Origin of the sequence: Klebsiella sp. C283, from assembly GCF_048822555.1 — a bacterium.
GTDB classification, from domain to species: Bacteria; Pseudomonadota; Gammaproteobacteria; order Enterobacterales; family Enterobacteriaceae; genus Klebsiella; species Klebsiella quasipneumoniae.
Window position 1 is genome coordinate 107,535 of the sequence record NZ_JBMEZS010000010.1, and the last position, 18,393, is coordinate 125,927.

At 60.3% G+C, this 18,393-nt stretch carries 19 protein-coding genes; 13 read left to right on the plus strand and 6 right to left on the minus strand.

The features are described 5' to 3' along the window. Window positions 1-9 precede the first annotated feature (9 nt). The 6 genes from ACOI7Z_RS19925 (at window position 10) to ACOI7Z_RS19950 (ending at window position 7,317) form a co-directional block, all read left to right on the plus strand. Window positions 10-330 (plus strand): NIPSNAP family protein, encoded by a 321-nt coding sequence (locus ACOI7Z_RS19925; RefSeq protein WP_004204812.1) that lies wholly within the window; start codon window positions 10-12, stop codon window positions 328-330. Between the two features lie 10 nt (window positions 331-340). Continuing rightward, a complete protein-coding gene (locus ACOI7Z_RS19930; RefSeq protein ID WP_087849716.1) occupies window positions 341-2,032 on the plus strand; it encodes an FAD-dependent oxidoreductase in 1,692 nt (563 codons plus the stop codon). A gap of 58 nt (window positions 2,033-2,090) precedes the next feature. Beyond that, window positions 2,091-2,909 carry a sugar phosphate isomerase/epimerase family protein gene (locus tag ACOI7Z_RS19935; protein WP_087849715.1) on the plus strand — a complete coding sequence of 273 codons (819 nt, stop codon included), beginning with the start codon at window positions 2,091-2,093 and terminating at the stop codon, window positions 2,907-2,909. Window positions 2,910-2,919: 10 nt separating this feature from the next. Then, entirely contained in the window at window positions 2,920-4,281 is a 1,362-nt protein-coding gene (locus tag ACOI7Z_RS19940; protein ID WP_087849714.1) for an MFS transporter, read from the plus strand. Between the two features lie 333 nt (window positions 4,282-4,614). After that, on the plus strand, window positions 4,615-5,793 hold the full coding sequence (locus ACOI7Z_RS19945) for a Gfo/Idh/MocA family protein (protein ID WP_420702436.1): 1,179 nt from the start codon (window positions 4,615-4,617) through the stop codon (window positions 5,791-5,793). A gap of 159 nt (window positions 5,794-5,952) precedes the next feature. Beyond that, a complete protein-coding gene (locus ACOI7Z_RS19950; RefSeq protein WP_023288603.1) occupies window positions 5,953-7,317 on the plus strand; it encodes an MFS transporter in 1,365 nt (454 codons plus the stop codon). 43 nt (window positions 7,318-7,360) lie between these two features. Here ACOI7Z_RS19950 and ACOI7Z_RS19955 read toward each other — a convergent pair whose 3' ends face one another. After that, window positions 7,361-7,852: a YajQ family cyclic di-GMP-binding protein gene (locus ACOI7Z_RS19955; protein WP_002891465.1), complete on the minus strand. Its 492-nt coding sequence runs from the start codon at window positions 7,850-7,852 to the stop codon at window positions 7,361-7,363. A gap of 218 nt (window positions 7,853-8,070) precedes the next feature. Between ACOI7Z_RS19955 and panE the strand changes: the two genes are divergently transcribed. Genes panE through ACOI7Z_RS19970 form a run of 3 tightly spaced genes read left to right on the plus strand, consistent with a single transcriptional unit; the run spans window position 8,071 to window position 10,066 of the window. After that, window positions 8,071-8,982: a 2-dehydropantoate 2-reductase gene (gene panE, locus ACOI7Z_RS19960; RefSeq protein WP_023288602.1), complete on the plus strand. Its 912-nt coding sequence runs from the start codon at window positions 8,071-8,073 to the stop codon at window positions 8,980-8,982. Then, a complete protein-coding gene (gene yajL, locus ACOI7Z_RS19965) occupies window positions 8,945-9,538 on the plus strand; it encodes a protein deglycase YajL (RefSeq protein WP_087849712.1) in 594 nt (197 codons plus the stop codon). Before panE ends, yajL begins: the two co-directional genes overlap by 38 nt. Before the next feature lie 51 nt (window positions 9,539-9,589). Next, window positions 9,590-10,066, plus strand: a complete 477-nt coding sequence (locus tag ACOI7Z_RS19970; protein ID WP_048323159.1) for an SRPBCC family protein — start codon at window positions 9,590-9,592, stop codon at window positions 10,064-10,066. A 66-nt stretch (window positions 10,067-10,132) separates the two neighbouring features. Here the strand turns inward: ACOI7Z_RS19970 and thiI are convergent, their stop codons facing one another. Further along, the gene (gene thiI, locus ACOI7Z_RS19975; protein ID WP_004151340.1) at window positions 10,133-11,581 is read right to left on the minus strand and encodes a tRNA uracil 4-sulfurtransferase ThiI; all 1,449 of its coding nucleotides are present in this window, start codon (window positions 11,579-11,581) and stop codon (window positions 10,133-10,135) included. A gap of 181 nt (window positions 11,582-11,762) precedes the next feature. Here thiI and xseB point away from each other — a divergent pair, with 181 nt between their 5' ends. From xseB to ACOI7Z_RS19995, 4 genes are read left to right on the plus strand one after another with little or no spacing between them, the layout of a single operon-like run. Beyond that, complete coding sequence (xseB, locus tag ACOI7Z_RS19980) at window positions 11,763-12,005, plus strand: exodeoxyribonuclease VII small subunit (RefSeq protein ID WP_004204824.1); 243 nt, start codon at window positions 11,763-11,765, stop codon at window positions 12,003-12,005. Beyond that, window positions 12,006-12,905, plus strand: a complete 900-nt coding sequence (gene ispA, locus ACOI7Z_RS19985) for a (2E,6E)-farnesyl diphosphate synthase (protein ID WP_004204826.1) — start codon at window positions 12,006-12,008, stop codon at window positions 12,903-12,905. 18 nt (window positions 12,906-12,923) lie between these two features. Next, a complete protein-coding gene (gene dxs, locus ACOI7Z_RS19990; RefSeq protein WP_087849711.1) occupies window positions 12,924-14,786 on the plus strand; it encodes a 1-deoxy-D-xylulose-5-phosphate synthase in 1,863 nt (620 codons plus the stop codon). A gap of 60 nt (window positions 14,787-14,846) precedes the next feature. After that, the gene (locus ACOI7Z_RS19995) at window positions 14,847-15,821 is read left to right on the plus strand and encodes an aldo/keto reductase (protein WP_086075216.1); all 975 of its coding nucleotides are present in this window, start codon (window positions 14,847-14,849) and stop codon (window positions 15,819-15,821) included. A 45-nt stretch (window positions 15,822-15,866) separates the two neighbouring features. Here the strand turns inward: ACOI7Z_RS19995 and pgpA are convergent, their stop codons facing one another. From pgpA to ribE, 4 genes are all read right to left on the minus strand, one after another. After that, on the minus strand, window positions 15,867-16,370 hold the full coding sequence (pgpA, locus tag ACOI7Z_RS20000) for a phosphatidylglycerophosphatase A (protein WP_004177266.1): 504 nt from the start codon (window positions 16,368-16,370) through the stop codon (window positions 15,867-15,869). Beyond that, window positions 16,363-17,334, minus strand: coding sequence for a thiamine-phosphate kinase (gene thiL, locus ACOI7Z_RS20005; protein WP_023288597.1), 972 nt, complete (start codon window positions 17,332-17,334; stop codon window positions 16,363-16,365). Before thiL ends, pgpA begins: the two co-directional genes overlap by 8 nt. Before the next feature lie 71 nt (window positions 17,335-17,405). After that, on the minus strand, window positions 17,406-17,825 hold the full coding sequence (gene nusB / locus ACOI7Z_RS20010) for a transcription antitermination factor NusB (RefSeq protein ID WP_002891356.1): 420 nt from the start codon (window positions 17,823-17,825) through the stop codon (window positions 17,406-17,408). 19 nt (window positions 17,826-17,844) lie between these two features. Continuing rightward, window positions 17,845-18,315 (minus strand): 6,7-dimethyl-8-ribityllumazine synthase, encoded by a 471-nt coding sequence (gene ribE / locus ACOI7Z_RS20015; RefSeq protein WP_001021161.1) that lies wholly within the window; start codon window positions 18,313-18,315, stop codon window positions 17,845-17,847. Window positions 18,316-18,393 lie beyond the last annotated feature (78 nt).

The following is an 18,393-nucleotide window of genomic DNA, read 5'->3' on the forward strand; positions in this document are numbered from 1 at the left end:
GAAAACATCATGATCTACGAAAAACGCACCTACACCATCAATCCGCTGAAAATGGCCGACTGGCTGGCGCTGTACCAAAGCGATGCCCTGGCGGTGCAAACTGACCATCTCGGCAAACTGATCGGCTTCTTTTTTACCGAGATCGGCGTGGTCAATCAGGTAGTGCACATCTGGGCTTACGAAAGCCTGGACGATCGCCTGGTACGCCGCGCGCGGATGGCCCAGGACGAGCGCTGGCAGACCTTCTCGCGGAAAAATCGCGAACTGGCCGCCGTGGAGCGCCTCGAGTCGGTGCTGATGCGCCCCACCGCTTTTTCACCATTGCAGTAAGGAGTCCATCATGAGCGGGCCTGTGAAGGTGGATATGCTGGTGGTCGGCTCCGGCGCGGCGGGACTCTCTGCCGCGGTCACCGCGGCAATGCACGGCGCCAGCGTCATGGTGGCGGAGAAGGCGTCAGTGCTCGGCGGAACCAGCGCCTGGTCCGGCGGCTGGCTGTGGATCCCCCGCAACCCGCTGGCGCGGGCGGAGGGCATCGACGAAGCGGCCGATGCTCCGCTGACCTATCTGCAGCATGAGATGGGGGGCGAAGCCGCCGACGAACGGCTGCAGACCTTCCTGCGTCACGGGCCGGAAATGGTGGATTTTTTTCATCAGCGGACGGCGGTGAAGTTTCTGTCGGGCAGCGCTATGCCGGACTTTCACGCGTCGCCGGGCGCGGCGAACGGTGGGCGGTCGGTGACCGCTCAGCCCTACGATGGCCGCCTGCTCGGCGACTGGCTCCACCGACTGCGCCCGCCGCTGGAAACCATCAGCCTGGCCGGGATGGGCATCGCCGGCGGCGCGGACATGGCGCATTTTTTTAACGCCACCCGCTCGCCGCGCTCCGCGCTGTATGCCGCCCGCCGCCTGCTGCGCCACGGCTGGCAGCGGCTGCGCGCCGGACGGGGGCAGCATCTGGTCAATGGCAATGCGCTGGTCGCCCGTCTGCTGCGATCCGCCCTCGACGCCGGAGTGCGCTTTCAACTCAATGCGCCTGCGGTTCGGCTGCTGCAGGGGCCGCAGGGCGTGTCCGGCGCGGTGCTGCGCAGCGATGACGGGGAGATGCACGTCGAAGCGGGCGCCGTGGTGCTGGCCTGCGGCGGTTTTCCTCACGATCGGCAGCGCCTGGCGCAGGTGGTGCCTCACGCGGCGGAGGGCTACGGCCATTTCTCCGCCGCGCCGCCTGACAATCAGGGCGAGGGGATCCGCCTTGGCGAATCCGTCGGCGGCCAGTTCGATACCCGCCTGCGCCACCCGCTGGCCTGGGCGCCGGTGTCCCGCGTCACCCTCGCCAGCGGCCAGCAGCTGATGTTTCCCCATCTGGTGGAGCGAGCCAAGCCCGGGGTGATCGCCGTCCTGCCTAACGGCAAACGCTTTGTTAACGAGGCCGATTCCTATCACGACTTTATCGCCGCCCTGCTGGCGGCGACGCCCGTGGGCGACACGCCGCAGGCCTGGCTGCTGGCCGATCGGCGCGCGCTGCGCCGCTATGGCCTGGGCCACGCCAGGCCCTTCCCGTTCACCCCTACCGCCTGGCTGCGTACCGGCTATCTGCTGCGAGGAAACACCCTGGCCGAGCTGGCGAAACTTTGCGCCATCGATACCGATGCGCTGGCGGAAACCGTTGAACGCTTTAATCACTTCGCCAGCACCGGTGAAGACGTCGATTTTCACCGCGGCGCATCGGCCTATAACCGCGCGCAGGGTGACCATCAGGTGACGCTCGGACCGCTGCGCGAAGGGCCGTTCTACGCGGTGCGCATTCTGCCCGGCTCGCTGGGCACCTTCAGCGGATTGCAAACCGACGAACACGCTCGGGTGCTGGACGGGCAGCAGCAGCCGATACCGGGCCTGTTCGCCATCGGCAACGACATGTCGAGCGTGATGCGCGGCTATTACCCCAGCGGAGGGATCACCCTCGGGCCGGCGATGACCTTCGGCTACCTGGTGGGCAAAAAACTGGCTGAAAACACAATAAAAACAAAACAATAAAAACCAGGGACGGCAATACCCCTGGCTAACTTCACCTGCAACTGAACCGGAGCCATTTATGAACATGCGTACCCTATCGCTCGCCGCGCTGAGCCTGCTCGATGTCTCTCCCCCCGAACAGGTGCGGATAGCGGCCAGAACCGGTTTTACCCACGTGGGTCTGCGGCTGCTGCCCGCCACTCCCGCCGATCCGGACTACGATATGCTGGGCGATACCCCCGCCGTCCGCGCGACCCTGGCCGCGCTGATGGAAACCGGCATCCGCGTCTCGGACGTGGAGATCGTCCGCCTGAGCCCGGGGTTTACCCTCGACGATCGGCTGCAGCGCTTTATGGAGACCGCCGCGCGGCTTGGCGCCGGGCAGGTGTTAGTCGCCGGGAATGACGACAACCTGCAGCGCAGCGCCGACAACCTGGCCACTCTCGCCGCGGCCGGTCGCCCGTTTGGCCTGACCATGAACCTTGAGCCAATGCCCTGGACCCAGCTGCGCACGATCGCCGATGCGCAGGCGCTGATCGCCGCCAGCGGGCGGGAAGATATCGGCATCCTGGTGGACGCCCTTCATTTCTGGCGCGCGGGAGAATCGCTCGCCGCCCTCTCCAGCCTGCCCGCGCATCATCTGAACTATATGCAGCTCTGCGATGGCGCGGCGCAGCGGCCGGAAAGCGAGCAGGAGCTCATCCGCCAGGCCCGCTCAGCGCGCAACGTGCCGGGGGAAGGCGGTTTGGATCTGTACGGTCTGATGTCGGCTCTGCCGGCGACGCTGCCGGTCTCCCTCGAGGTGCCGCTCGACGGCGAGCAGGGCGCCCTGCCGCCCCTCCAGCGGGCGCAATTACTGTTCAATGCCGCGCAGCCCTACCTGCGCTCCTGCGCATAAGGAATCCGCTATGACACAGACTCAACGCCTGGATGTCAGAGAGTTAATTAACCGTAACCCGCTGAGCCGCTTTCAAAAGCAGATTATTTTTCTCGGCTTTTGCGTTATCGCTCTCGATGGGTTTGATATCGCGATCATGGGCTTTATCGCCCCGACGCTGAAGCTGGAGTGGGGGGTAAGCAACCACCAGCTGGGCCTGGTGATCAGCGCCGCGCTGATCGGCCTCGCGCTGGGCGCTATTTTCTCTGGCCCGCTCGCCGACTGGCTGGGACGCAAAAAGATCATCATCAACAGCGTCTTCTTCTTCGGTTTCTGGACCATCGCCACCGCCTTCTCGCACAACATTGAGCAGATGATGTTCTTCCGCTTTATGACCGGCCTTGGACTGGGCGCCGCGATGCCGAACATCGGGACGCTGGTGTCGGAATACGCCCCGGAACGGCAGCGCTCATTTATTATTACCGTCATCTTCTGCGGCTTCACCTTCGGCGCGGCGGCCGGAGGATTCACCGCATCATGGCTGATCCCGCAGTTTGGCTGGCACTCGCTGATGGCGCTCGGCGGCATTCTGCCGCTGCTGTTTGCCCCCCTGCTTATCTGGCGGTTGCCGGAATCGGTTCGTTTTCTGGTGATCAAACAAGCGCCAGCGGCGCGCATTCGCGCCATCCTTAATCGTCTTTATCCCGGACAAATCAGCGACAACGTGACGTTTATCCTGCCGGCGCAGCCGGCGGCCGGCAACGCGATGCGCATTGTGCTCTCCCGCCAGTACGGCTTTGGCTCGTTGATGCTATGGCTGGTCTATTTTATGGGGCTGTTCCTGGTCTATATTCTCGGCAGCTGGCTGCCAACGCTGGTTAAGGAGGTCGGGCTTACCGTCAGCCAGGCGGCCATTATGACGGCGATCTACCAGGCGGGAGGCACACTCGGCTCGCTGTTTGCCGGCTGGCTGATGGACCGCATCAATCCCCATCGCGCGCTGGGAATGATCTACGCCGTCGGCGGCCTGTTTACCATGGCGATGGGCTACGCCGCGGGCAGCTTTGCCTTGCTCTGCATGCTGGCGTTTATCAGCGGCGCCTGCCTGAACGGCGCCAATACGGGCATGAACGCCCTCTCCGCCCGTTACTACCCCACGCAGGCGCGGGCGACCGGCTCCAGCTGGATGCACGGCGTCGGGCGGATCGGCGCGATCCTCAGCGCCTTTGCCGGCGCTGAGATGATGGCGCTCAACCTGCCCTTCGAAAGCGTCTTTTTGATCCTCGGCATCCCGGCTGCCCTCACCGTCGCAGGCCTGGCGGCGAAGGGCATCTTCGCCGCAGGTAATCCTCCCGCCGCTTCGCCAGCCCCCGCCTCTGTGCGCGGAGCGTAATACGGTATCCTTCCTCCGGTGCAATCTGCGGATTGCACCGCGCATTGCGGCTAAAAAGAAAATTTATTTCATCTTGCCGTGTAACGAAAAGTACTCCGCAACCGTCCGGCCTGCACCCATTGCCGCTGTTTCCCCTCCCCTCTCTTAAAGCCAGCACAAAATAAACTTCTGCTTATTCGATCCCCTTCGCATATATGAAAAATAAATTCCAAATAACAATTGAAACAGAACAAACATTTCCTTAAGTTTAGGTCAGTTTATCCGGATGCGCGTTGCCGCAGGCGTCGGCATTGAGCGCCTCAGAGTGCGAATGATTTCAAAAAGGAGAGCACCATGTTAAACGGTCTGAAACCCTTATCCCGTTCCCTACGTTGGGGCATGGTCGGCGGCGGGGGAACCAGCCAGATCGGCTACAGCCACCGCTGTGCGGCGCTGCGTGACAATGTTTACACCCTGCTGGCCGGCGCGCTTGACGTTGATGCCGAGCGCGGGCGCGCGTTTGGTGAGCAGCTGGGCATCGCGCCGGAGCGCTGCTACGCCGACTACCAGACCCTGTTTCGTGAAGAAGCCCGCCGTCCTGACGGGATCGAGGTCGTCTCGGTCACCACCCCGAACAATACCCATTTCGCCATCACCAAAGCGGCGCTGGAAGCGGGCCTCCACGTCATCTGTGAAAAGCCCCTCTGCTTTACCGCCGAAGAGGCGCGCGAGCTGGTGGACCTGAGCAAAAAACAGAACAAAATCGTCGGCGTCACCTACGGCTACGCCGGCTATCAGATGATCCAGCAGGCGCGGCAGATGATTGCCGATGGGCTGCTCGGCGAGATCCGCATCGTCAATATGCAGTTCGCTCACGGCTTTCATAACCAGGCCGTCGAGCTGCAGGCAGAATCCACCCGCTGGCGCGTAACGCCTAAGTTCGCCGGGCCCAGCTATGTGCTGGGGGATCTGGCCACCCATCCGCTGTTTGTCGCCGAGACCATGGTGCCGCAGCTCAATATCAAACGGCTGATGTGCTCCCGCCAGAGCTTTGTCCCCTCCCGCGCGCCGCTGGAAGATAACGCCTTTGTACTGATGGAGTATGACAACGGCGCGGTTGGCTCGATGTGGACCAGCGCGGTGAACAGCGGCGCCATGCACTCGCAAAAAGTGCGCATCGTCGGCGAAAAGGCGAGTATCGAATGGTGGGATGAGCATCCTAACCAGCTCAGCTATGAGGTGCAGGGCGAGCCGGCGCGCATTCTGGAACGCGGGATGCCCTACCTGAGCACAAACGCGCTGGCGGACGATCGCATCGGCGGCGGCCACCCGGAAGGGCTGTTTGAAGCCTGGGCCAACCTGTATCGCCGCTATGCGCAGGCGATTGACGCCACGGACCGTGACGATCGCGCCTTCCTGCAAGACTTCTGGTATCCGGACGTCGAAGCCGGGCTACACGGCGTCTACTGGGTCGAGCAGTGCGTCAAATCGGCTGATGCCGGCAGCCAGTGGGTTGACTTTACTTTACCTTAATTTTCCCCCTCGCCAGTGGAGTCCCCCTCCACTGGTTTATTGATTTTTACCAACTTGTCGCATCACGCAACAGCCCCGTAATATCTGTTAAACAAACATTTATTTACGCTTCTTACCCCCCGCCGCTACACTAGGCGCAGTTTTTATATTGAGGTGGTAATGAACGATAACAAAATGACGCCAGGGGAACTGCGCGCGACCTGGGGTTTGGGGACGGTATTCTCCCTGCGCATGCTTGGCATGTTTATGGTCCTGCCAGTTCTGACCACGTATGGCATGGCATTGCAGGGCGCCAGTGAAGCGCTGATTGGCCTGGCGATCGGCATCTACGGTCTGGCGCAGGCGGTGTTCCAGATCCCCTTCGGACTGTTATCTGACCGTATTGGCCGCAAGCCGTTGATCGTCGGCGGCCTGCTTATCTTCGTGCTCGGCAGCGTCATCGCCGCGCTCACCGACTCCATTTGGGGCATCATTCTTGGCCGCGCCCTGCAGGGTTCCGGCGCCATCGCCGCCGCGGTCATGGCCCTGCTCTCCGATCTCACCCGCGAACAGAACCGCACCAAAGCGATGGCGTTTATTGGCGTCAGCTTCGGCGTCACTTTCGCTATCGCCATGGTGCTGGGGCCGATTATTACCCATCAGCTGGGCCTGCACGCCCTGTTTTGGATGATCGCCATCCTGGCGACCGTCGGCATCCTGCTCACCCTGTGGGTGGTTCCCAACAGCCAGAATCATGTGCTTAACCGCGAATCCGGGATGGTGAAGGGCTGCTTTAGCAAGGTGCTGGCGGAGCCGCGCCTGCTGAAGCTCAACTTTGGCATCATGTGCCTGCACATCATGCTGATGTCCACGTTTGTCGCGCTGCCCGGACAGCTGGAGGCTGCCGGCTTCCCGGCCGCCGAGCACTGGAAGATTTACCTGGTCACCATGGTTATCTCCTTCATCTCGGTGGTGCCGTTTATTATCTACGCCGAAGTGAAGCGCAAGATGAAGCGCGTCTTTTTGCTCTGCGTGGCCATCCTGCTGATTGCCGAAATTGTCCTCTGGGGCGCCGGAGGCTACTTCTGGGAGCTGGTAGCGGGCGTTCAGCTCTTCTTCCTGGCGTTTAACCTGCTGGAAGCGCTACTGCCGTCATTGATTAGCAAAGAGTCGCCGGCGGGCTATAAAGGCACCGCGATGGGCGTCTACTCCACCAGCCAGTTCCTCGGGGTGGCGATTGGCGGCGCCCTTGGCGGCTGGGTCGATGGTTTCTTTGATTCACAGACCGTGTTTCTGCTGGGCGCGCTGCTGGCGATGCTGTGGCTGCTGGTGGCCAGCACCATGAGCGAGCCGCCCTACGTCAGCAGTCTGCGGGTGGAGGTACCGGACGGCGTGGTGGTCGACAGCGCGCTGCAGGCGCGTCTGCTCAGCGCCAGCGGGGTTCATCAGGCGCTGGTAGTGCCCGAGGAGCGCTCGGTGTATATCAAAATCGACAGCAAGGTCACCAACCGCTTCGAGATAGAGCAGCTCATCAAAGGGGTATAAAAAAAGCGGGGAATTCCCCGCTTTTTGCTGTCAGTCTGCCGCCTTAGTCGCGGAAGTTTTTGAACTGGAACGGTTGTCCCAGATCGCCACCGCGTACCAGCGCCATCACCGACTGCAGATCGTCGCGGGACTTACCGGTCACGCGGATCTCTTCGCCCTGAATCTGGGCCTGCACTTTCAGCTTGCTGTCTTTGATCAGTTTAACGATCTTCTTCTGCACCGCGCTTTCAATGCCCTGTTTCAGCTTCGCTTCAACAAACCAGGTTTTACCGCTGTGTACGATATCTTCCGGCACGTCGAGGGAGGTGCCTTCAATGCCGCGCTTGAGCAGCTTGGCGCGCAGGATATCCAGCAGCTGATTCACCTGGAAGTCAGACTCGCTCAGCACTTTAATGGTCTTGTTGGCGTCGTTTAATTCAAACGTGGCTTCAACGCCACGAAAATCAAAACGCGACTCGACTTCGCGGCTCGCGTTGTCCACCGCGTTACGGGCTTCCTGAAGATCAACTTCAGAGACAATATCGAAAGATGGCATCTTTTCCTCTCCTTCCGTTTCTTTTGCGTTGCATAATACCTGCAACGCGGCATAACTCAACTTGTTATCCCGGAAGCTTAGCTGATTACGCAACGCTCGCGCTATTTTCCCCATGCTGCCCGACGACGCCGAAACCCCCTTTCCGTCCGACGATGCGAAAAGCGACGAGATATACTTTAGCCATCAGCGCCTGGGGTAGCGGCAGATGAGGAGGAACAATGAAAGTAACCGTACTGGGATGCGGTGCACTGGGACAACTATGGCTGACCGCGTTGTGCAAACAGGGACATGAAGTCCAGGGCTGGCTACGCGTACCGCAGCCATTCTGTAGCGTCAACGTCATTGAAACCGACGGCTCGGTGTTCAACGAGTCGCTGACGGCCAACGACCCCGATTTTCTTGCCAGCAGCGAGCTGCTGATTGTCACCTTAAAAGCCTGGCAGGTTTCAAACGCGGTGAAGCACCTGGCCGCGATCCTGCCGGTCACCACGCCGATTGTGCTGGTGCATAACGGCATGGGAACCGTCGAGGAGCTGCGCAGCGTGAAACAGCCGTTGCTGCTGGCCTCCACCACCCAGGCGGCGCGCCGCGACGGGAATGTCATCATCCACGTCGCCCAGGGCACCACGCATATCGGGCCGGCGAAAAGCTACGAAGAGGACTACAGCTACCTCGCTGAAGTGCTGCAGAGCGTGCTGCCGGATGTCGCCTGGCACAACAATATCTTCTCGGCCACCTGGCGCAAGCTGGCGGTTAACTGCGTGATTAACCCCCTGACCGCGCTAAAAGGATGTAAAAACGGCGATCTGCGCGACTATCCGCAGGAAGTTGCGGCCATTTGTCGCGAGGTGGCGGCAGTGATGGAGCGCGAAGGTATTCATACCTCGGCGGAAAACCTGCTATTTTATGTCGAACAGGTGATTGAAAGTACGGCAGAAAATATCTCATCCATGCTGCAGGACGTTCGCGCCCAGCGGCACACGGAGATCGACTATATCACCGGTTTTCTGCTCAACCGCGCCCGCGCCCACGGCGTTGCCGTACCGGAAAACGCCCGCTTATTTGAACTGGTCAAGCGTAAGGAGAATGAATATGAGCGCGTCGGCACTGATTTGCCTCGCCCATGGTAGCGAAGAGACCGAAGCGGTCACCACCATCGACCTGCTGGTTCGCGGCGGAGTCAAAGTGACCACCGCCAGCGTCGCCAGCGACGGCAACCTGACCATCGTCTGCTCGCGCGGCGTCAAACTGCTGGCGGATGCCCCGCTGGTCGAGGTGGCCGATGGCGATTTCGATATCATCGTCCTCCCGGGGGGTATCAAGGGCGCAGAGTGCTTCCGCGACAGCCCGTTGCTGGTGGAAACCGTCCGACAGTTCCATCTCTCCGGGCGCATTGTGGCCGCCATCTGTGCCGCCCCGGCGACCGTGCTGGTGCCCCATCAGCTGTTCCCGATCGGCAACATGACCGGTTTTCCGGCGCTGAAGGATCATATCCCCGCCGATCAGTGGCAGGATAAACGGGTGGTCTGGGATCCACGGGTGAATCTGTTAACCAGCCAGGCGCCGGGAACATCGATTGATTTCGCCCTGAAAATGATCGATCTGCTGGTGGGGCGCGAGAAAGCGTATGAGGTCGCCTCGCAGCTGGTGATGGCCGCCGGCATCTATAATTACTACGAAGCCTGATAGCCGGTCCGCGCCGCGGACTGGCTCCCCCTTTTCCTGAGGAGTCGTAGCATGTCCCGTAGCGCAACCGATTCTCGCGATCTTGTTATCAGCCGCCTGCTCAGCGCGCCCGCCGCAGCCCTGTGGCGCGCGTGGGCCGACCCGGCATTACTCCGAACCTGGTGGTGCCCGAAGCCCTGGCAAACCGAGGTTCTGACCTTTGATTTTCGCGCCGGCGGGGCCTTTCACACCGTGATGCACGGCCCTGACGGTGAACGCAGCGATAACCCCGGCTGTTTTCTTGAGGTTATCCCGCAACAAAAAATCGTCATGACCTCGATGCTGACGGCGGATTATCGCCCCGCCGTTTCCCCCTTCGCGATGACGGCCATCATCACCTTTGCCGATGAACAGGGCGGGTGTCGCTATACGGCCACGGTGCTGCATGCCGACGATGAAACCCGCGAGCAGCATGAGCAGATGGGATTTTTCGAGGGCTGGAATATTGTCATCGATCAGCTGAATGACCTGGCGCTGACCCTGCGCTAATACACGCCCCTGCCAATAGTAAAAAGGCCTTCCATCAGGGAAGGCCTTTTGCATCATAACAACCTGTTACGGGCGATAAACTTTTACGTTGCTGAAACCCTGCTCGCGCAGATAAAGCGCCTGCAGACGGCTCATCACCCCGCGTTCGCACCACAGCAGCCAGGTTTTGCTCTGATCGAGATCGCCAAATTTGGTGCTCAGCTTGTAGAACGGCAGGGAAACGACCTCAACCCCCTCGACCTTCAGCGGCTTGTCTTCCTGCTCGTCGATGGAGCGAATGTCGAGGATCGCATCGTTGGCGCCAAAGCCGGTCACGGTTTCCACTTCCACCACCGTCTCTTCCGTCTGCTGGGCGATTTCGCGAATATCGATATTGCTCGCCTCTTCCACCACTTTATCGAGGATGCTGAAATCAAAGTGTTCTTCTTCCGCTTCAATCTTCGCCTTCACCGCCTTCACGGTCGGGCTTTTGGAGATCACGCCGCAGTACTCCGGCATGGTGCGGGCGAAATCTTCCGTGCCGATCTCGCGGGCCAGGTCGATGATGTGCTCTTTATCGTGCGAAATCAGCGGACGCAGGATCAGGGTATCGGAGACGTTGTCGATCAGGCGCAGGTTGGTGAGAGTCTGACTGGAGACCTGGCCCAGCGCTTCGCCGGTGACCAGCGCCTGCACGCCGTAGCGTTCCGCGACCTTTGACGCGGCGCGGACCATCATGCGCTTGAGCACCACGCCCATCTGACCGTCATCCACTTTTTCGAGGATTTCGCCGACCACCGGCTCAAAGTTAATCGCCACAAAGCGAACGCGGTGCGAGCTGCCGAAGCGGTTCCACAGATAATGCGCGACCTGGCGGACGCCAATCTCATGGGCGGCGCCGCCAAGGTTAAAGAAGCAGTAGTGCACACGGCAGCCGCGGCGCATCAGCATGTAGCTGGAGACGCCGGAGTCAAAGCCGCCGGAAATCAGCGACAGCACATCTTCCTGCGTGCCGATCGGGAAGCCGCCGATACCTTCATAGCGGCCTTTCACCAGCAGCAGGCGATCGTTTTCAATCTCAAGATTGACGGTGACGTCCGGGTCGGTCAGCTTCACGCGCGCCGTTTCAATATGCTGATTCAGGCCGCCGCCGACGTAGCGCTCCACCTCAATTGAGGTGAATTCATGTTTGCCGCGACGCTTCACCCGCACGCAGAAGGTTTTGCCTTCCAGCGCCTCGCGCCACAGCGGCAGCGTCTGCTCAAAAATATCGTGCAGCGAGGTGAACGGTACGTCTTCGACTTCCAGAATATGGTGGATGCCGGGAATACGGGTCAGCGCATCGCGAATAGCCGGGCGCTGATTTTCATCTTTCGCGCGAACTTCGATATGATCCCAATGACGAACGACGGCCAGCGTCTCGTCATAGTTTTTGAGAACGTTACGAATGTTCCCGGTTAAGATTTTAATGAAGCGCAACCGCACAGATTGGCTTTTGATGGTGATTTCCGGGAACAATTTAATGATAAACTTCATGGCGACAATAGTTCGTTGGCAAGCCCGACGGGGCTTTAAGCAAAAGTTGTAAAGCAGCGCACACCGGTGCCTGCATCCTGGGCGCGGAGTATATCACCATTGCGCGTTATTTGCTTACACGCGTGACTTCGTTACCATACCCGGTATTGCCGTCGCGACATAACAAGAGTCTACATTCACTATGCCAAAGAAAAATGAGGCCCCGGCCAGCTTTGAAACTGCGCTGGGCGAACTGGAGCAGATCGTTAACCGTCTGGAAAGCGGCGATTTACCGTTAGAAGAAGCGCTCAGCGAATTTGAGCGCGGGGTCCAGCTGGCCCGCCAGGGGCAAAGCCAGCTACAGCAGGCCGAACAGCGCGTGCAGATCCTGCTGGCGGATAGTGAAGATTCCCCGACCACGCCTTTTACGCCGGACGCTGAATAAATGGATTTCCCGCAACAATTGCAGGCCTGTGTGGAACAGGCTAACGAGGCGCTGCGCCGTTTTATCGCGCCGCAGCCCTTTCAGAACACTCCGCTGGTGGAAGCGATGCATTATGGCGCACTCTTAGGCGGTAAACGCCTGCGTCCCTTCCTTGTCTACGCTACCGGCGAGATGTTCGGCGTGAGCCGCACCACGCTGGACGCCCCTGCCGCCGCGGTCGAATGCATTCATGCTTATTCCCTGATGCATGATGATTTGCCGGCGATGGATGATGACGATCTGCGTCGCGGACTGCCGACCTGCCATATTAAATTTGGCGAAGCCAACGCAATTCTTGCGGGAGATGCCCTGCAAACGCTGGCGTTTTCTATACTCAGTGATGCGCCGATGACGGACGTCCCTGACCGGGATCGTCTGGCGATGGTTTCCGAACTGGCGCAGGCCAGCGGCGTGGCGGGCATGTGCGGCGGCCAGGCGCTGGATCTGCAGGCGGAAGGACAGCAGGTGAATCTGCAGGCGCTGGAGCGTATCCACCGCCACAAAACGGGCGCGCTGATCCGCGCCGCCGTCCGCATGGGGGCGCTGAGCGCCGGCGAACGTGGGCGCGCCGCCCTTCCCGCGCTGGATCGCTATGCGGAAAATATCGGCCTGGCCTTCCAGGTCCAGGATGACATTCTCGACGTGGTAGGGGATACTGCGACCCTTGGCAAACGTCAGGGTGCCGACCAGCAATTGGGTAAAAGCACCTATCCCGCCCTCCTGGGCCTTGAGCAAGCCCGGAAGAAAGCGCACGACCTGATCGCTGATGCCCGCCGGTCGTTAGATGAACTGGCCGCACAATCTCTGGATACTTCGGCACTGGAAGCGCTCGCGAATTACATTATTCAGCGCGATAAATAAACAATAAATGAGTCTCTGATGAGTTTTGATATTGCCAAATACCCGACCCTGGCGCTGGTAGATTCCACCCAGGAGTTGCGCCTGTTGCCAAAAGAGAGCCTGCCGAAGCTGTGTGATGAGCTGCGGCGCTACCTGCTGGACAGCGTCAGCCGCTCCAGCGGTCACTTTGCCTCTGGCCTCGGCACCGTGGAACTGACCGTGGCGCTGCACTACGTCTATAACACGCCCTTCGATCGCCTGATCTGGGACGTCGGCCACCAGGCCTACCCGCATAAAATTCTGACCGGCCGCCGCGACAAAATCGGCACCATTCGCCAGAAAGGCGGCCTGCACCCCTTCCCGTGGCGCGGTGAGAGCGAGTACGACGTACTGAGCGTCGGTCACTCCTCCACCTCCATTTCCGCTGGCATCGGGGTGGCTATCGCCGCCGCGAAAGAGGATAAGCAGCGGCGCGCGGTGTGCGTGATTGGCGACGGGGCGATCACCGCCGGCATGGCGTTTGAGGCAATGAACCACGCCGGAGATATCAAACCCGATCTGCTGGTGGTGCTGAATGACAATGAAATGTCGATCTCCGAGAACGTCGGCGCGCTGAACAATCATCTGGCGCAGCTGCTCTCCGGTAAGCTCTACTCCACCCTGCGCGAAGGCGGCAAAAAGGTCTTCTCCGGCGTACCGCCGATTAAAGAGCTGCTTAAGCGGACCGAAGAGCATATCAAAGGCATGGTGGTGCCTGGGACGCTGTTTGAAGAGCTGGGCTTTAACTACATCGGCCCGGTGGATGGCCACGATGTGCTCGGTCTGGTCAGCACGCTGAAGAACATGCGCGACCTGAAGGGCCCGCAGTTCCTGCATATTATGACCAAAAAAGGCCGCGGCTATGAGCCCGCCGAGAAAGACCCGATCACTTTCCACGCGGTGCCGAAGTTCGACCATACCAGCGGCGTGCTGCCCAAAAGCAGCGGTGGTCTCCCCTCCTACTCGAAAATCTTCGGCGACTGGCTGTGCGAAACGGCGGCCAAAGACAGCAAGCTGATGGCCATCACACCGGCGATGCGCGAAGGTTCAGGGATGGTGGAATTTTCGAAGAAATTCCCCGATCAGTACTTTGACGTCGCCATCGCCGAGCAGCATGCGGTCACCTTCGCCGCCGGACTGGCGATTGGCGACTACAAGCCCGTCGTCGCCATCTACTCCACGTTCCTGCAGCGAGCCTACGATCAGGTGATCCACGATGTGGCTATTCAGAAGCTGCCGGTGCTGTTTGCCATCGACCGCGCCGGGATTGTCGGCGCAGACGGCCAGACGCATCAGGGGGCGTTCGATCTCTCCTTCCTGCGCTGTATTCCGGATATGGTGGTGATGACGCCGAGCGATGAAAATGAATGCCGCCAGATGCTGCACACCGGCTACCACTACAGCGACGGACCCTGCGCGGTGCGCTATCCGCGCGGCAGCGGCACCGGCGCGACGCTGGAGCCGCTGGCATCGCTGCCGATCGGCAAAGGGGTCGTGAAGCGCCAGGGCGAGAAGGTAGCGATCCTTAACTTCGGCACCCTGCTGCCGGAAGCCGCGGCGGTGGCGGACAAACTCAACGCCACCCTGGTGGATATGCGCTTTGTGAAGCCGCTGGATACCGCGCTGATCCTGCAGCTGGCAGGCGAGCACGACGTTCTGGTGACGCTGGAAGAGAACGCCATTATGGGCGGCGCCGGCAGCGGCGTGAATGAAGTGCTGATGGTCCATCGCCGGGCGGTACCGGTGCTTAATATTGGCCTGCCGGATGTCTTTATTCCGCAGGGCACTCAGGAAGAGATCCGCGCCGACCTCGGCCTTGATGCCGCCGGCATTGAAGCCAAAATCCTCGACTGGCTGGCATAATCGCCCCTCCCGCTCCTGCTATGCTTAAGGGATACCCTTGATGAATAGCAGGAGCGCACTATGCACTATATCCCCCTCGGCGATACTGCCTTACGTGTTTCCCGACTCTGCCTCGGCTGCATGACCTTCGGCGAGCCGGACCGCGGCAGGCACGCCTGGACGCTTCCGGAAGAGAGCAGTCGCCCGCTCATTCAGCACGCCATTGAAGGCGGCATCAACTTCTTCGATACCGCAAACAGCTACTCCGACGGCAGTAGCGAAGAGATCGTCGGCCGCGCCCTGCGCGACTTTGCCCGCCGCGATGAGGTGATTGTCGCCACCAAGGTCTATCACCAGGTCGGCGATCTGGCGGAAGGGCTTTCCCGGGCGCAGATCCTGCGCTCCATCGACGACAGCCTGCGCCGTCTCGGGATGGACTATGTCGACCTGCTGCAGATCCACCGCTGGGACTACAGCACCCCGATTGAAGAGACGCTCGAAGCGCTGGACGAGGTGGTGAAAGCCGGCAAAGCGCGCTATATCGGCGCCTCGTCCATGCATGCCCGGCAGTTTGCCCAGGCGCTGGCGCTTCAGCAGCAGAACGGCTGGGCGCGCTTCGTCACCATGCAGGATCACTACAACCTGATTTACCGGGAAGAAGAGAATGAGATGCTGCCCCTGTGCCAGCGTAACGGCGTGGCGGTGATCCCGTGGAGCCCGCTGGCGCGCGGCAGGCTGACCCGCCCATGGGGTGAGACCACCGCCCGGCTGGTATCGGATGAGTTCGGCAAATCGCTTTACAGCACCAGCGAAGAGAACGACGCGCAAATTGCCGGGAATCTCGCGGACGTGGCGGAAGAGCTCGACGCCAGTCGCGCGCAGGTCGCCCTCGCCTGGCTGTTAAGCAAGCCCGGCGTCGCCGCGCCGATTATCGGTCCGTCGCGTCAGGAGCAGCTCGATGACCTGCTGCTGGCGGTGGATTTGACGCTATCTTCGGAACAGATCGACAAACTGGAGGCGCCCTATCAGCCGCATCCGGTGGTGGGATTTAAGTGACGGGCGTGATTTCCCCGACAGCATGGCGCTGCCGGGGAGAAGCGGTCAAAGCAGACCGATCGGCCAGTGATGGCCAATAACATACAGCACGCCGGCGGAGATCACGCCGGCGACGATATCGTCCACCATGATCCCCATTCCGCCGTGAATATTGCGGTCAAACCAGCGAATCGGCCACGGTTTCCACATATCGAAGATACGGAAAATGACGAAGCCGGCGGCCACCCACTGCCAGTCGAGGGTCGGCAGCGCCATCAGGGTGATCCACATCCCGACGAACTCGTCCCAGACGATGCTGCCGTGGTCATGGGTGCCCATATCTTTGGCCGTACGATGGCACAGATAGACTCCGATACAGATGCTCATCATCACCACCAGCGAGTAGAGCTGCCAGGGGAGAAAAGTCATCAGATACCAGAACGGGATCGCCGCCAGCGAGCCCATCGTCCCCGGCACCACCGGGCTTAAGCCGCTGCCAAAGCCGGTCGCCAGCAGATGCCACGGATTACGCATACTCAGGCGGCTAAGCGCCTCGTCTCGACTACGCAAAGTGATCGTATCCCTTTAAATCAAGCGTGACCGGCTTACCGTCGCGGATAAACTGCAGACCTTCGCTCTCCGGCGCAATCTGTCCGATACAGGTAAAACGCGCGCCTAGATGGCCAAGGGCCACGTCCAGCGCCCCACGGTTCAGTTCCGGTACGGTAAAGCACAGTTCGTAATCTTCTCCACCGGCGAGCGCCCAGCGCAGCGCCTGCTCGGGCTCAACCTGGCGCAGCATGGCGTCGGAGTACGGCATGGCATCAAGATCGATGCGCGCGCCGCAGTCGCTGGCTTTGAGAATATGACCCAGATCGGAGATCAGGCCGTCGGAGAGATCGATGGCCGACGTCGCCAGGTCGCGCAGCGCCTGGCCCTGCAGCACGCGGGGCATCGGACGCAGGTGACGGGCCAGCAGGTAATCGGCATCCGTCGGCGCATCCACCGTCAGACGGTTCTGCAACAGCGCCAGGCCGGCGGCGCTGTCCCCCGGGGTGCCGGTGACATAGATCCAGTCTCCCGGCTTCGCGCCTGAACGTTTCATGGCGCGCCCTGGCGGCACAAAGCCGTGGATACCCAGGGTCATGGCGAGCGGGCCGCGGGTGGTATCGCCGCCAATCAGCTGCATATCGTAGTAGTCAAGCTGGACAAACAGGCTGTCGCTGAAGGCTTCCAGCCAGGCTTCATCCACCTCCGGCAAGGTCAGCGCCAGGGTGAGCCACGCCGGCTCCGCGCCCATCGCCGCGAGGTCGCTCAGGTTTACCGCCAGCGCTTTATAGGCGAGGTCGGCCGGGTCGATATCGGGTAAGAAGTGATTGCCCGCCACCAGAGTGTCGGTGCTGATTGCCAGCGTTTTTTTCTCGGGAATATTCAGGAGAGCGCAGTCGTCGCCGATACCGGTTTCGACATCAAGACGAGCGCTTTTAACGCGATCAAAATAACGGGCAATCAGGGAGAATTCGCCACATGCCATACGTTATGCCTCAGCAAAATAATAAATAAGGCCGGGTTGCGAGGCGACCCTCGCAAAACCCGGCCTGCAGTTTACTTCTTGTGGGGACGAATTACCGGAGCCGCTTTGTCCAGCACGCCGTTGACGAACTTGTGGCTATCTTCAGCGCCGAAGGTTTTCGCCAGTTCGATAGCTTCATTGATGGCCACTTTATACGGTACGTCATCACGTTTGGATAGCTCAAACAGCGCGATACGCAGCACCGCTTTTTCCACCTGACCCAGCTCTTCCAGCTGACGGGACAGGTAGGGCTTCATCAGGCCGTCGAGGTACGCGCTGTTAGTCGCCACTCCGGACAGCAGTTCGCGGAAATACAGAACATCAACATCTTTTACGTCCTGTTCCGCCAGGAACTGGTATTCGACATCAGCGATGTCGTTGTGGGACAACTGCCAGGAGTAGAGCGCCTGAACGGCACACTCACGGGCGCGGCGACGAGCAGCAGGTTTCACGGAATTCCCCTTACAAAAATCAGGCCTTGATGGCTTTCAATACGTTAATCATTTCCAGCGCGGTCAGCGCAGCTTCAGCGCCTTTGTTACCGGCTTTGGTGCCAGCGCGCTCGATGGCTTGTTCAATACTTTCAGTGGTCAGAACACCAAAGGCTACCGGGATTTCGCTGTCCTGAGCGACGTGCGCCAGGCCATTGCTGGCACCGCCAGCCACATATTCAAAGTGGGCGGTACCGCCGCGAATCACCGTACCCAGCGCAATCACCGCGTCATATTTACCGGTTTTCGCCAGTGCGCCAGCCGCCAGCGGCAGCTCGTACGCGCCTGGAACCCAAACAACGGTGATGTTTTCATCTTTTACCTGACCAATGCGTTTCAGGGCGTCAATCGCACCTTCCAGCAGGCTGTCATTGATAAAGTTGTTGAAACGCGCAATGGTGATGGCGACGCGAGCGTCCGGGGTAGCAACGTTAGCTTCAATAATGTTCATACTCTTCCTTCGGGTTCATGTGCCCCGCAAGGGGGGCGGATTTTATCATATTATTCTGAGCGCTGCTTCCTAATAATC